Annotated in this window: 16 protein-coding genes; 11 read left to right on the top strand and 5 right to left on the bottom strand. The window is 59.2% G+C overall.

Translation table 11 applies throughout. From position 1 onward, the window contains the following. Nucleotides 1-419: 419 nt before the first annotated feature. The 5 genes from ShzoTeo12_RS27670 to ShzoTeo12_RS27650 form a co-directional block, all read right to left on the bottom strand. On the bottom strand, nt 420-1,310 hold the full coding sequence (locus ShzoTeo12_RS27670; protein WP_318914555.1) for a DUF3991 and toprim domain-containing protein: 891 nt from the start codon (nt 1,308-1,310) through the stop codon (nt 420-422). A gap of 197 nt (nt 1,311-1,507) precedes the next feature. Further along, nucleotides 1,508-2,791 (bottom strand): plasmid replication protein RepC, encoded by a 1,284-nt coding sequence (gene repC / locus ShzoTeo12_RS27665; protein ID WP_318914554.1) that lies wholly within the window; start codon nt 2,789-2,791, stop codon nt 1,508-1,510. A 237-nt stretch (nt 2,792-3,028) separates the two neighbouring features. Beyond that, nucleotides 3,029-4,096: a plasmid partitioning protein RepB gene (gene repB / locus ShzoTeo12_RS27660; RefSeq protein WP_318914552.1), complete on the bottom strand. Its 1,068-nt coding sequence runs from the start codon at nt 4,094-4,096 to the stop codon at nt 3,029-3,031. Further along, complete coding sequence (gene repA, locus ShzoTeo12_RS27655; RefSeq protein ID WP_318914551.1) at nt 4,081-5,304, bottom strand: plasmid partitioning protein RepA; 1,224 nt, start codon at nt 5,302-5,304, stop codon at nt 4,081-4,083. The genes repB and repA overlap by 16 nt, the downstream gene beginning before the upstream one ends. Before the next feature lie 356 nt (nt 5,305-5,660). Next, nucleotides 5,661-6,017 (bottom strand): transcriptional regulator, encoded by a 357-nt coding sequence (locus ShzoTeo12_RS27650; protein WP_318914550.1) that lies wholly within the window; start codon nt 6,015-6,017, stop codon nt 5,661-5,663. A gap of 95 nt (nt 6,018-6,112) precedes the next feature. On the opposite strand from ShzoTeo12_RS27650, the gene ShzoTeo12_RS27645 reads away from it, so the two are divergent. From ShzoTeo12_RS27645 to virB9, 11 genes are read left to right on the top strand one after another with little or no spacing between them, the layout of a single operon-like run. Further along, nucleotides 6,113-6,655: a hypothetical protein gene (locus ShzoTeo12_RS27645; protein WP_318914549.1), complete on the top strand. Its 543-nt coding sequence runs from the start codon at nt 6,113-6,115 to the stop codon at nt 6,653-6,655. Between the two features lie 2 nt (nt 6,656-6,657). Next, nucleotides 6,658-7,344 carry a lytic transglycosylase domain-containing protein gene (locus tag ShzoTeo12_RS27640; RefSeq protein ID WP_318914548.1) on the top strand — a complete coding sequence of 229 codons (687 nt, stop codon included), beginning with the start codon at nt 6,658-6,660 and terminating at the stop codon, nt 7,342-7,344. Further along, nucleotides 7,341-7,640, top strand: coding sequence for a TrbC/VirB2 family protein (locus ShzoTeo12_RS27635; RefSeq protein ID WP_318914547.1), 300 nt, complete (start codon nt 7,341-7,343; stop codon nt 7,638-7,640). The genes ShzoTeo12_RS27640 and ShzoTeo12_RS27635 overlap by 4 nt, the downstream gene beginning before the upstream one ends. A 5-nt stretch (nt 7,641-7,645) precedes the next feature. Beyond that, nucleotides 7,646-7,987 carry a type IV secretion system protein VirB3 gene (locus ShzoTeo12_RS27630; protein WP_318914546.1) on the top strand — a complete coding sequence of 114 codons (342 nt, stop codon included), beginning with the start codon at nt 7,646-7,648 and terminating at the stop codon, nt 7,985-7,987. Further along, nucleotides 7,980-10,361 (top strand): VirB4 family type IV secretion system protein, encoded by a 2,382-nt coding sequence (locus tag ShzoTeo12_RS27625; protein ID WP_318914545.1) that lies wholly within the window; start codon nt 7,980-7,982, stop codon nt 10,359-10,361. Before ShzoTeo12_RS27630 ends, ShzoTeo12_RS27625 begins: the two co-directional genes overlap by 8 nt. Further along, nucleotides 10,361-11,059 (top strand): P-type DNA transfer protein VirB5, encoded by a 699-nt coding sequence (virB5, locus tag ShzoTeo12_RS27620; protein WP_318914544.1) that lies wholly within the window; start codon nt 10,361-10,363, stop codon nt 11,057-11,059. The genes ShzoTeo12_RS27625 and virB5 overlap by 1 nt, the downstream gene beginning before the upstream one ends. After that, nucleotides 11,056-11,289 carry an EexN family lipoprotein gene (locus ShzoTeo12_RS27615; RefSeq protein ID WP_318914543.1) on the top strand — a complete coding sequence of 78 codons (234 nt, stop codon included), beginning with the start codon at nt 11,056-11,058 and terminating at the stop codon, nt 11,287-11,289. Before virB5 ends, ShzoTeo12_RS27615 begins: the two co-directional genes overlap by 4 nt. A 4-nt stretch (nt 11,290-11,293) precedes the next feature. Further along, the gene (locus tag ShzoTeo12_RS27610) at nt 11,294-12,229 is read left to right on the top strand and encodes a type IV secretion system protein (protein ID WP_318914542.1); all 936 of its coding nucleotides are present in this window, start codon (nt 11,294-11,296) and stop codon (nt 12,227-12,229) included. A gap of 33 nt (nt 12,230-12,262) precedes the next feature. After that, entirely contained in the window at nt 12,263-12,529 is a 267-nt protein-coding gene (locus tag ShzoTeo12_RS27605) for a hypothetical protein (RefSeq protein WP_318914541.1), read from the top strand. Between the two features lie 4 nt (nt 12,530-12,533). Beyond that, nucleotides 12,534-13,205, top strand: a complete 672-nt coding sequence (locus ShzoTeo12_RS27600) for a virB8 family protein (RefSeq protein ID WP_318914540.1) — start codon at nt 12,534-12,536, stop codon at nt 13,203-13,205. Then, nucleotides 13,202-14,056 (top strand): P-type conjugative transfer protein VirB9, encoded by an 855-nt coding sequence (gene virB9, locus ShzoTeo12_RS27595; protein WP_318914539.1) that lies wholly within the window; start codon nt 13,202-13,204, stop codon nt 14,054-14,056. Before ShzoTeo12_RS27600 ends, virB9 begins: the two co-directional genes overlap by 4 nt. The last annotated feature ends 7 nt before the right edge of the window (nt 14,057-14,063 follow it).

Below are 14,063 nucleotides of genomic sequence, written 5' to 3'. Positions count from 1 at the left end.
TATGTCGTTGCCAGCGACATAACCAGTATCTACACGGCGATGGAATGGTTAGGACGTTCCACGTTCGCGCGACGCTGCTTGTCGACGCGATGGCAGACGATCGCGCTTCCGTGAATGGTTCTGACGGTGAGAGGTGCACGCGCTTAATCGGTGACGGCTTCAACTAAGCGGCATGTTCGCGATCGCACGATATCGTCGAGGTAGTCGAAGATCGAATTTACGTCGGGATGCAAGGTGTCGGGACTAAGACCGGACTGGAGCCCTGTACGAGGCGGGACCGTAGCTTACTTATCTCAACAACAAGGATACCACCACTACAGATGTGGCAGTGGTCTCTGCCTTCGGGCCGTTGTCGATCATCCCGTTTAGCGTTGGCGCATCCGCCAGAATCGTCCTCCTGTGGCTCAATTCAATCTATCTCACCTCTGCCGTAGCTGATCATTCCAATCCTCAGCTTCAGGCCACAACCTCAGGAAAGTCGCCCCCGCCGTCTCGGCAGCACCCCTCAATCGCGCTGCGTAGACATCACCTTGGTCGTTTCCATCACATGCTGCCACTAGGCGAGTGCCAGGTCGGGCAGCAAGAGCCGCAATTCGGTCGGCTGTCGCAGGAGACCAGCCTCCACCGGTACTCACGTACTTAGTGTCGTCACGCCAATCCTCAATGGCGGCGAGGCTCAGCGCATCTATCGCCGCTTCCGTCACGCAAAGGCGTAACGCATCATCGTTGCCGATAACAAAAAGCGCCTTCGTCCCCCCATTGGAGAAGCCTCTCCACACGGGCCCGCGCTCCTCCCATCCCGTTACCGTATCTGAGGAGTTGGTATGGGCTGCCCAAATGGAGCCCCGAGGGCCTTCCTTGAGTTTGCCAGCCGTAACGGCTCGCACGAGAGTGTTCTCCGGGATAGCGCGTTCGGACGTGAGATATACCCAGGCGGCGGATCCATAGGCCAACCATGGTCTTTGAGACCAACGCCTCGCGATCGCTGTAAGCGAAGTGGACTTCGACCGACGCTGCCACGCCGGCTCGACAGGTTGAAATCCGACGAGGCCGGCGATCAGCTTCAGCGCCGAGCCGAAATCGACAGCACCAAGATGCTGTGCCAATGACAAGACGTCGCCTTTGGCCTCCGATGTCGGATCGAACCACCCTCGCCCGCGGTGAACCACAATGATGACCTCTCCTTCCCCACGACGATACTTGGTCGCCTTTGGTGTACTCTCGCGCAAATCAACCATCCAGCCAGCGCTTTCCAATAGCGCCGCGCACGACACCTCCGCTTTAAGCCTTTCGACGTCATAATGCGGCATGGGGTCCCCCTGAAAATCCAATCGGGGAGACAAGAGACCCCGTACTGACCGTCACAGTTGTGATGTCGGTCAAATATCCCATTGAATCAAATAGCATTATTCCATTCCCAGAACGGTCAGCCCTGTGAGCCGCCGCACTTTATCTTTCTCGGGCTTCTCGCCCCAAAGAGTCACAGCTGTGACTCCCGAACGATCCGTTATGCGGGCCTCTCACCTGTCTGTTTGATGACGCCGTCCGCCAATCCGAACAAGCTCTTCTCCAGATGCAGGTTCCCTTCGACAGCGCGATCGATCATTGCCCGGAAATAACCTCCTGGACTCGTAATTTGATCCGGCGATCGGGCGGCCTTCTCAAGCACTGTGGCAAGAATCGCGGCGGCTGCAAAGCGGCCGACCCTCGCCGTTCCATCCAGCCATCCAGCCTCGGATAAACCAATCATGAGACGCATTGTAGAGGCCGCGGCAGCAAGCTCAGGCCAACTGCGAATTTCCGTCCCTACCATCTCGCATGCCTGGCGGCAGGCAGATCTAACAAGGCCAACCGACACGGACGCTAGGACCTGGGATTGGATTTCGTCTACCGTGCCGGCAGATTTCTTCCGAACGGGGGGATGGCTTTCGGGTTGAACTGCGCCAGACTTTCTTTCGGTTGATGTTCCGGCCGCTGTGCGGCCGGAGAATTTTGTTTTAAGTTCTCGCTCGTTAGAGCGAGCCCACTTTTTCTTACATTCAAGAGAGTTTTGAGGGGTTGTATAAATAATAGACGTGACGCTGATGTCACCCTCGCCCGACATTTTGTGCGGAACATACTCTTCTGTCACCGCGAGAATGATCCGGGCGTGCATAGCCTCCAGTGCTTCCGCTTCCCCTTCCTTGTCTAACCCTAGTTCCTTCAGGCCTTGCAGTTCGCTGTGCCAGGCCTCAGCGTGTTCAGGGTATGCTGCACATGCGTCAACGATGGCGCGCGACGTCCTGCTGACGATCCTTCGGGCCTCCTGCTCGCTGTTCAGCCGAGCCTGGAAGTCCTCGACAAGTGTCTTCAATTCATGCAGCCGCACTCTCGCCGGCGTGAAATCCAGGCCATAGCCCTTCGAGATGTCTCCGTCCTTGTCGCGATATACAAAACGGCGACCCGTCGGGCTGTCCCGATATGCGATGACGCCAGCCTCCACGAGGCGCCGAATGCAGCGTGTCACCTGCCGCTCCGAGCGACCCGTGTACTCGGCGAGCTTCGCGTTGGAGATTGCCACGATCGGGCGGTTCGTCCCCGCCCAATCATCAGCACGCGACAGCCCGATGAGGATATCCATGATATGGTAGGTCGAACCATCGATCCCGAGGATCGGTGCTGCCTTCTTCAGGAGGATTGCTACCTCCGCCTTCGTAGACTCGGGGATATCATTTGCCATTGCGAGCCGAGCGCTCGCGAGTATTGCAGGTGTAACGCGTCTGAAGGACGCGATCTCAGTTCCTCGGACCATAGCTGACCATCCCGCGACCAAGCGACCGCGGCTCCAACAGGTGAGTTGATGTCTAGCCAACAAAACAGGCGCAAAATATCGAGCCGAGGCTTGAGCCCAGGGCTTGATTGTATCAGCGCCTCGTCCTAGAATCAGTTTGCTACGACTGATGCTGACGGAACGGGATCGTTCTGTTGGCCACGGATCAAAGGGCTTGCCGATTGCAGTCGGTGAGCCCTTTTCCTTACAGGGCTTAGTTCATTGCTCTTCGCCTCGCTCCGAACGTTTGAATTCTTCCAATAGCGCCGGCAGACGCTCGACAAGCCAAGTCGAAAGCCCGGCGGCGGGCGCGTGAGGAATTGAAATCTGCATCGCCTTGGCTGTCCGCTTTGTCGTCACGACCACCCCATGGCCGAGATCGATTTCGGCCGACTCCGATGCGTTGGTTGGTCGTGACGACCTGTCCAGTACTCGCATCACCGCGGTGAACCGCTCATCCGAAGCAAGCGCCCGAAACTTCTCCGAACCAACCAAGCCGTTTAGGGCGGAATTCGTATCCGACGGGAGCTTCTGATCTTTGAAAAAGGCGCCAAGCTTTTCCCATTTGGGGCGCCCGGTCGCGGGCGCTGGGCCGATCCGGCGTGCAAGTGCTTCGGGAACCGCGTCGGCGGTCGCCGTCAACATCGAAATATAGGCGAGCCCCTTTTCTTCGTTGCGTCCCAGCGCCCTTGCAATCGTCTCACGAGAAAAGCCACGCTTTTTGAGATCGGATGCGTACAACGCCTGCTCGATGAACGAAGGATTCTCACGCTCGGCGTTTTCAATCCCTTGGGCGACAACGAGCTCTTCGTCCGTCATCTCCATGACAATCGCACGAACAGGAATGCCTATGATCTGGCAGGCGCGATGGCGTCGGTGCCCATAGGCGATCTGATACTGGCCAGGATGGTCGAGAAGGGGACGAACCAGAATAGGAAGTTTCTGACCTTCTCGGCGAATGCCTTCGACAAATCCAGCGAATTCCGGGTTCTCCTCGAAGTCCATCCGGTCCCGAACAAATGCGGGTACGACACTCGCCGGATCGAGTTCGACCGCGCTAGCGCCCGATTGAAGCTGCGCTCGCAACCGTTCGTTTTCGGCCTCAACTGCTGAGAAAGTCTGCTGCATCGACTTCACTGCACCCGACATGCTACCGGATGTGGCTGGTCGAACAGTTGTACCGGCGGGGGAGGGGATATGCTTTTCCAACTCTTCGCGATTCACACTCGCGAAAAGGCTCTTCATCCGGTTGGACCGATCCTTCGCGTTCGTCATGTCCGACCCCATACCTGCTTGAGGTGGTTCAAAATCTCCTGGTTGACGCTGTCTACCGATTCCAACGCGCGATTGAGCGTGTCTCTTCCAACCGTACCCCGCGCCATCTCATAAAGGCTCTTCTTCTCCAATCCCGCACTCGCAATCGCGGTTGTTTCCACGACGACAGGTGCGAGCACATCCTCGCCGAAGAGGGAGCGAAGAAGCGCAACGATATTAACCTGGGGAACGTCATTCGGGTCGTGACGCGTCAACACATAGCGGATGAAATCGTGATGCAGATGACCACCATTTTCCTCAATGACCTGGAGAATGTCGCTGGTCATCTTGAGGAACTGGTTCATGCTCGAGACGTCGAGCATCGCAGGATGGACAGTGACAAGGAGGGCGCTCGCCGCATAAAGCGCACCAAGCGTCAGATAGCCGAGTTGTGGGGGAGCATCGATAAGCACCACGTCATAGTCGTCTTCAACGCTGGCGATGACGGATCCAAGCCGGCGGAAGAACATGCCTTCCCCGCGGCCGTCACCGCGCGCGATAGCCTGAGGGGTCTCGTGCTCGTATTCCATGAGCTCCAGATTGCCTGGGACAAGGTCGATACCTTCGAAATAGGTCTTGCGGATCACGCTCGCGAGCGGAACACGCTGCCCTTCATCGTAGCGAATCGCACCGTAGACAGTCTGGTTATCTTCGACGTCGATCTCCGGCTGGTACCCGAACATCGTTGACAGAGATGCCTGCGGATCAAGATCAATCGCAAGGACGCGCAGACCTTGTAAGGCAAGGAAATGTGCAAGATGAACAGTCGTCGTGGTCTTGGCCGACCCGCCCTTAAAATTAGCCACGGCCACGATCTGAAGCTTTTCACCTGCCCGCCGACGCGGAAGAAAGTCCAGTGCTTCTTTCGGCCGCTTTTTGGCAAGATGCTCGCGAATCTCATTAATCTGAGCGAGGGTGTAGGCGCGGCGACGGTTATCCTTGCCGTGTAGCTCCGGGGCAGCGCTCTCTCCATCAAGAGACATCTGTCTCAGGGTCGATTCTGCGATGCCAACCATCATCGCCGCTTCACGGGAAGTGAAGGTTTTGAGAGTCTTCTTTGCCTCGGGCGGATACATCTGAGAACGGAGCGTCTGAAGCTGCGCCGCAAGCAAATGCGAGTGACGCGTAATCTTCGAGACGGACTCCTCGATAGGAGGTTTGGTGGCTGCAGCAGCGGGCATATCGCTCTCGACGGAAAAAAACTGACAATCGCTGAAAAAACGTCGCCGACGATTGCCCGATTCCGGCGGCCGGTCAAATCTTAATTGGTTAACAGAAGGTTAACGTCTAAACGTCGTCGGCTCCGAACGCTGCAAATACCCAATGAATCAAACCACTTGGTGAGTTCCACGCTCCTCATGGTGGTCGAACAAAAAAGAGTCGATAACCTGTCGTGAGCACGTACGGCGTCCATCCAAGTGGCTTTTCATCGCGACTCACTTGTTCGAGACGTCAAGCGCCAACGGATGAAGCGTGATTCTCCCCCTCGCCATTACCTTCGCAGGAATAACGGCGTAATTTAATGAGTTAAATCGAACTAGCTGCCGTTGGCTCCAGCTCGAAGCAATGCAAAAACCGTCGGAGACAGCGCAAACTGTCTGGCCGTTCCGCGACCCATTGAGTTCTTTCCAAGCGTTTCAACGAGCACTCCGCGCGCAACGAGCAAGTCCATCGTCTCGACGACACCGCCTCGGGTCATTCCGGTAAATTTGATGATATTTGAGAGGGTTAATGCTTCGCCAGCCAGGTGCATCATATAAAGGATGTTCAACACGCCGATCTGCTTGATCCGAGACTGCGCCGTCTCGTCTTCAAGCGGTTTTTCGAGAATCTCACGCACGGCGAAGGCCGATAGCGCCTGGCTTTGCCATCCGTCACTCAATTTGCTTGCCATCGATTTAACTATCTATTATTTGCATAGTATGAGCGTTAGGGCGAGACGATTCTTCGCATCCCGTCCAACGAAATTTCAATCGGAGGGTAGGGGGCATGAAGAGCCTTTTCTTTCGAACGGTCATAGCGGCGTTTGGGTTCAGTTCACTATATCTGAGTTCTGGACAAGTTGCTCGTGCCGACGAGTGGGGTTGCCAGGTTATCCTGTGCCTATCCAATCCTGGCGGCCCGACACAACACACCGAGTGCCGCCCGCCTATCCAGAAGCTTTGGAGATGGCTCGCCAAGGGACGTTCTTTCCCGACTTGCAACGGCGTTGGCTTCCAAAGCTCACGCCCTCGATACGAACCTTACTATTGCAACGATGGCTACCGCCTCTCAGCGGGCTATGGTCCACGCGGGCGTGACGGAACATGCGTGTCGACGTCGATGCAGCCGGTGAGCGACAGTTTTTGCCGGCGCGACCGCGACAATGCCGGCGGGGCTAATAGCTCCATGATCATCTCGCCACATTGGCAGCAAATCGATGGCCGGTATCAGTGCATGGCCTACACCATCAGCCGTCCCCTGGTCCGTGAGAAACCTCGATACATCGATGTGACGATCGATGGCGTCGGCAAGCAAAGGGTTTGGTTCTAGGCATGCCCATTGCTTTTCTCGATCTTGCGCAAACCTGCGCACCCTTTGTTGCGTCCGAAACACTGGCGGGCATCGTCAGTCTCGAAAGCCGTTTCGCGCCTTTCAACATTCGAATCAACAGCGGCCGGCCACTCAAGGCGCAGCCGGCATCGAAGGCTGAGGCGATCGAAATTGCCACGTCACTGGTGGCCGAGCATCACGACATCCAGCTTGGTCTCGGCGGGATCGGGGTGGAAGAACTCCAGAAGCTGAAGCTCTCGATCGCCGACGCTTTCGATCCTTGCCTCAATCTGCAGGCCACGGCCACGCTGCTCGATCGATACTACCGTCTTGCCGTCAAGGCGGGCGCGGATCCTGCCAGGGCTGAACAGGTGATGCTCCAGTCCTATTACGGCCGCGACGATCCCTCCGTCGGCGCGATGGTCAACTACGACGACCAGGTTCGCCGCGAGATCAAACGGCTCGGCCCGACCATCGCCCGATTGACGATCCCGGATACGGGAGAGGGGAGGGGGACCGACGATCCTGTCGCCACCGCCCCGGCCGACGTCGTCGCAGAGGTGGTTGCCGAGAACTCCGAGCAGACATCCACCACGGTCGCTTCCACGCCCACATGGGACGTCTTCAACAGCTGGCGCGGGTCGTCCGTCCTGGTGTTTCAGAACAATCAATTGGAGCAGAGTGAATGACTTTCAGTTCCCGTATCCGCGCATTTGCGGCCCCGTCTGCGATGGCATTCGCCGTGGCGGCGATGCTTGTCGAGCCGGCTTTTGCGCAGGCCGCCGGCATCGAGACCATCCTCCAAAACGTCGTCGATCTTTTGCAGGGCAACATCTTCAGGCTGTTCGCCACGATCGCGGTGATCCTGATCGCGCTCGCCTGGATGTTTGGCTACATGGATTTGCGCCGCGCGGGCTACTGGATCGTCGGCATCGGCGTGATTGCCGGTTCCTCGGAACTCGTCAGCACGATCATCGGGAGCTGACCCCCATGGCGACCACGCGACCCGAGCTTGAGGAGGACACCCTGTTCATCGCTTGCACGCGCCCGGCGATGATCGCGGGCGTGACGATGGAGGCCATGGGCATCAACGTCATGGCGACCACGATCTTCTACCTCGCGGCGGGCTCGGTCGCCTATGCGCTCGTCGGCGTCGTCTTTCATTTCGTGTTCCGGGCGCTGGTCAAACACGACCACAACATGTTCCGGATCCTCGTGGCCTGGGTGGAAACGCGCGGCCGGACCCGAAACGGCACCTATTGGGGCGGAGCCACACTTTCACCGCTGAAGCTTGTTCGGCGCTTCGATGAAAGGGACCTCGGATATGCCTAGCGTCGCAACTCTCCGATCTCGCGAGCTCACACCGGAAACCTTCATTCCCTATGTGCGGCATGTCGATGAGACCACCATCGCGCTCGACGCCCGCACGCTGATGGTCATGGTGGCGCTGGAAGGCGTGTCCTTCGAGACTGCCGATGTCCTCGACCTCAACGCGCTGCATCGCGATCTGAACACGCTCTATCGCAATATCGCGGATGAACGGCTTGCCTTGTGGACTCATCTCATTCGGCGTCGCGATCGTGATTATCCAGACGGAACGTTCGCAACACCTTTTTCGGCCGCGCTCAACGAGAAGTATCGCGAGCGCATGGTCCGCGAAGACCTGTTCCGCAACGACCTCTTCCTCACCGTCCTCTGGTCGCCGGCGCGCGATCCGGCGGACAAGGCCGCGAAGCTTCTATCTCGACTGCGACAGCGAAGCCGTTCCGGCATCGAACTGGACGAGGAGGCGCTGAAGCAGCTTCAGGACAAACTCGTCGACGTCGTGGCAGGCCTGAAACGCTTCGAGCCGCGCGTGCTCTCCCTCTACGATCATGATGGGATCCTGTTTTCCGAACCGAGCGAGGTGCTTCACCAGTTGGTCGGCGGCCGACGCGAACCTGTCCCGTTGACCGAGGGTCGGATTTCCTCGGCGATCTATTCCGACCGTGTCATCATCGCCCGCGAGACGATCGAAATCCGCCACGAGGCGGAAAGCCGGTTCGCCGGCATGTTGAGCATCAAGGAATATCCCGCCCGCACCAGGACGGGGATGCTGGATGGCGTGCTGACCAGTCCCTTCGAACTGATCCTGTCCCAGTCCTTCTGCTTCGCCTCGAAGGCGGATGCCCGCGTCATCATGGGTCGTAAGCAGAACCAGTTGGTCAGCAGCGGCGACAAGGCCGCCTCGCAGATCGATGAGCTCGACGATGCGATGGACGATCTCGAGTCGAACCGCTTTGTGCTCGGCGAGCATCACCTGGCGCTTGCTGTCTTCGCGGCCACCGTCAAGGAGTTGACGGACAATCTCGCCAAGGCCCGTGCCAGCCTTACGAACGGCGGCGCGGTCGTAGCGCGCGAGGATCTCGGTCTTGAAGCGGCTTGGTGGGCACAGCTGCCCGGCAATTTCCGCTACCGCGCGCGATCGGGGGCGATCACCTCTCGCAACTTCGCAGCGCTGTCGCCATTCCATTCCTATCCCATCGGACAGAAAGACGGCAACGAGTGGGGACCGGCCGTCGCTTTGCTCAAGACCGCATCTGGGTCGCCCTACTACTTCAATCTCCACTATGGAGATCTCGGCAACACGTTCATGTGCGGCCCGTCCGGCGCCGGCAAGACCGTGATCCTCAATTTCCTGCTGTCGCAGCTCGAAAAACACGACCCCCATGTTGTGTTCTTCGACAAGGACCGCGGCGCGGATCTTTATGTCCGCGCCGCCGGCGGCACCTATCTTCCCCTCAAGAATGGCACGCCCACCGGCTGCGCTCCCCTCAAGGCCCTCGACCTCACACCGGAGAACAAGGTCTTCCTGACCCGTTGGGTCGGAAAGCTTGTCGGTTCCGGCTCGCGTGAACTGAGCGTCACCGAGTTACGCGATATCGCCGGCGCCATCGACGGGCTTGCCGATCTGCCGACGGAGCAGCGGACGATCGGCGCACTTCGTACCTTCCTCAACAACACGGACCTTGAAGGGATTGCGGCCCGGCTGCGGCGTTGGGAGAGGGGAGGGCCACTTGGCTGGGTCTTCGACAACGTGATCGAAGACATTGGTTTCGGCGATCTGGGCGGCAACGGCAAGTTCATCGGCTACGACATGACGGACTTCCTCGACAATGAGGAAATCCGCACCCCGCTGATGGCGTATCTCTTCCACCGCGTCGAGCAGCTGATCGACGGCCGTCGGATCATCATCGTCATCGACGAATTCTGGAAGGCGCTGCAGGACGAAGGGTTCCGTGACATCGCACAGAACAAACTGAAGACGATCCGTAAGCAGAACGGCCTTATGCTGTTTGCCACGCAAAGCCCGCGTGACGCGCTGATCTCGCCGATCGCGCATACGATCGTCGAGCAATGCCCGACGCAGATCTTCCTACCCAACTCCCGCGGCAACCATTCCGACTATGTCGAAGGGTTCAAGCTCACCGAGCGTGAGTACGAACTGATTGCGAGGGAACTGTCCGTCGAGAGCCGGAGGTTCGTGTTGAAGCAGGGACATAATAGCGTCGTCGCCGAACTGAACCTCAACGGCTTCGCCGACGAACTCGCGATCCTTTCGGGCCGGACGGCCAATGTCGAGCTGCTCGACGCGATCCGCGCCGAAGTCGGGAACGACCCGAAGGACTGGCTACCCGTTTTTCAAGCGAGAAGGAGTGCAAGCTGATGGCATCTTATCGACTCCGCGGCGTGGCGCTTGCAGCCGTGCTCATCCTTTCCGCAGGCGGCGCGGCAGGGCAGGGGATTCCCGTGATCGACCAGACGGCGATCCTGAAGCAGATCGAAAGCATCGCGCAACTAAAGTCGCAGCTCGAGGCTCTTCATCAGCAGATCGAGCAGGCCCAGCAGCTCTACGGTTCGCTCAACAAGCTGACCGACATGGCTGATGTGGCGAGCGTGCTCAACGATCCGTCGATCCGCAAGGCCCTTCCATCGGACTTCGCGGCGATCGAAGGATTGCTGAAGGGCGAAGGCACCGGCGTATTCAAGGATTCCGCCTCGAAGTTCCTGGAGGGCAACTCCACCTATCGCACCGACGCCGACGATTTCTATGCCAAGGAACTCGCGCGTGTGCAGAACAAGAACGCGGGCCAGATGAGCCTTGGACAGCAGATTTACGATGCGGCCACGAAGCGCATCGACGGGATCGACCAGCTTCGCGAGAAGATTTCGACGGCAAGCGATGCCAAGGAAATCGCCGACCTTCAGGCACGGTTGCAAGCTGAACAGGCGTTTCTCCAATCCGACGTGCTGCGGATGGAAGGTCTGCGCATGGTGCAGCAGGCGCAGAACCAGGTCGACGAACAGCGCAAGGCCGAGGACTGGCGTCAGCGCATGGATGCGATGAAGGCGGCGCTGCAATGAGACGGTTTACCATCCTTGCAGCGCTCCTTCTCATCGCGGCCTGCTCCGAGAAAACCGAGCAACCATATACCGTCGACCAGTTGACCGCCGACGAGGCGCTGCTGTCCAGGATCATGGCCGAGTGCAGGAACAACCCGGGCGAGCTGCACGAGACGGCCAACTGCCAGAACGCGGAAGCGGCCGATGGCGAGCTCCGCCTTGAGAAAATGCGCAAGGCGTTGGGAGGCTGAAGCCATGTATCAGGTGTTCGAGTTCATTGATGGGCAATTCAAGACGCCGTTGGAGACGTTCGTATCCGAAGGCACCTCGAACATCACCGAATGGGTGACTGGCCCGCTGACGGCAGCCGTGACGCTTTACGTGGTTCTGTATGGCTATCTTGTGCTGCGTGGTTCCGTTCAGGATCCGGTCCTTGAATTTGCGTTCCGGGCGATGAAGCTGGCGATCATCGTGATGCTGGTGAAAAGCGCCGGTGAGTACCAGACTTATGTCACGAACGTCTTCTTCGACATCCTGCCGCGCGAGATCGCGCAAGCACTGAACACCGGCACAACGCCCAGTGCCAGCACGTTCGACAGTCTCCTCGACAAGGGCCAGGCTTCGGCAACCGACATCTGGTCACGCGCGTCATGGCCCGTCGATATCGTCACGGGCGTGGGCGGCATGATGGTGATCGGGGTCAGCTTTCTGGTCGCGGGCATCGGTTATGTCGTTTCGCTTTACGCGCGGCTGGCGCTCGCTATTGTGCTGGCCATCGGTCCGATCTTCATCGCGCTCGCCATGTTCCAGTCGACGCGCCGCTTCACCGAGGCCTGGATCGGGCAGCTCGCCAATTTCGTCATCCTTCAGGTCCTCGTCGTGGCTGTCGGCGCGCTGCTGATCTCGTGCCTCGATTCCACCTTCACGGCCATCGACGCCTACACCGATGTGCTGATGCGTCCGATCGCCCTCTGCGCCATCGGCATCGCTGCCCTCTATGTCTTCTATCAGCTGCCGGCGATCGCCTCGGCGCTGGCATCCGGCGGCGCGACCCTGGCCTACGGCTACGGCGCCGCACGCGATGCGCACGAGGGCATGCTCGCCAGGGGGACCCGCTACGCAGGTCGAATGGTCGGTCGCGGCGCGCGCTTCGCTGGCAGTGCGTTCGGCTCAAGAAGCGCTGGTGCATGAGCGCCGCTCAATAATAAGAAAAGGCCCATCCAAATGATCAAGACCACCGTATTCCTTGCCATGCTTGTCGCACTCGGAGGGTGCGCTTCGCTGACCTATCCGCTCCCCAAGTGCGACGGCTACTCCCGCCGGCCGTTGAACCGCGCGATGTGGGAATGGGAAGGCGACACCACGTTGAAGCGCCAGCCGTCGGATCGGCGATCTTCGACCTCGGCCACGCCGTATGCCGAGGAGGGCAGGGAACCGGCCGCTTTCGCCCACCTTGATATCGGCGGCTCGCATCGCCGTTGCGCGGGGTGACGGCATGGTCTCGACTGACAATCTCAAGAGCTACTTCGAGAGGGCCCGACGCTTCGACCAGGATCGCATGATGCAGATCGAGCGGTCGAACCGGATCGCCTGGTCGATTGCCATCGCCGCCGGCGTCATCGCAGGCGTTTCCGTCTTCGCGGTCGCTGGCCTTACGCCGTTGAAGACCGTAGAGCCCTTCGTCGTGCGCGTTGATAATTCGACGGGCATCGTCGATGTGGTGTCGGCGCTGACTTCCACGGCCGGAACCTATGACGAGGCCGTGACCAAATACTTCGCGGCCAAATATGTCCGCGCGCGCGAAGGCTATGTGTGGAGCGAGGCGCAGGAGAACTTCCGCACGATCGCGCTTTTGTCGACGCAAGCCGAGCAGGCCCGATTCTACGCCATCTATCGCGGGAGCAACTCGGAATCCCCGCAGAACACTTACGGCCGCGCCGCAACGGCAAGGATCAACATCGCCTCGATCTCGCTGATCAATCAGAACGTGGTCTCTGTTCGCTACATGCGGACCATCACCCGTGGCGACGAGGTTCGCACGTCCCATTGGGTCGCGACACTCACCTATTCCTATGCCAATGCCCCGATGTCTTCGACGGACCGGCTGGTGAACCCCCTCGGCTTCGCGGTCAGCGAATACCGCGCCGACCCGGAGGCAATCAATTGAATCACAAGGTCATCTTCGCCGCGGCCCTCCTTGTAGGGTCCGCCACCACGGCCTTTGCGCTCGATATCCCACGCGGCGCGTCACAGGACAGTCGTGTCAGGTTCGTGAACTTCCAACCCTACAACATTACCAGGATCGTCGGCACATTGCGTTCCTCCGTGCAGGTAGAGTTCGCGGCCGACGAGGAGATCGCCCATGTTGCGCTCGGCAATAGCGTCGCCTGGGAGGTTGCGCCGGCCGGCAACATTCTGTTCCTGAAGCCACGCGAGCATCAGCCGGTCACGAACATTTCCGTGGTGACGACGCGCCGGGACGGATCGACGCGCAGCTACCAGATGGAGCTCACCGTCCGCGACGGCTCCGTCGAAGTCGGGCAGAATACCTACTTCTATGTGAAGTTCCGCTATCCCGGTGACGAGGCTGAACTGCGCCGACGACAGGCCGCGGCCCGCGCGCTCGCGAACCAGGCGAAGGAAGCCGACAATGTGCTTGCGCTTCATGAAGCCTACGGACCGCGCAACTGGCGCTATTCAGCACAGGGATCGCAGGCGCTGGAGCCTCAGAGCGTCTATGACAACGGCAAGGTTACGACCTTCGTCTTTGCGGGCAATCAGGAGATGCCCGCCATCTACATGGAGAACTCCGATGGCTCCGAGAGCCTGGTTCCCAAATCCGTCGACGGCAACCTGGTGTTGGTTCACGCCATCAGCCGAAAGTTCATCCTGCGCCGCGGCAAGGACGTGCTGTGCGTCTTCAATGAGGCCTACGACCGCGTCGGCATCAATCCGGACACCAACACGACCTCGCCGTCGGTCGAGCGCATCGTGAAGCCCGATGGCGCGGATCAGTAGGGAAGGG

The organism is Shinella zoogloeoides, from assembly GCF_033705735.1.
GTDB lineage: Bacteria > Pseudomonadota > Alphaproteobacteria > Rhizobiales > Rhizobiaceae > Shinella > Shinella zoogloeoides_A.
Note: the sequence above shows the minus strand (reverse complement) of the source record. Positions and strands in the feature narration are given on the sequence as shown.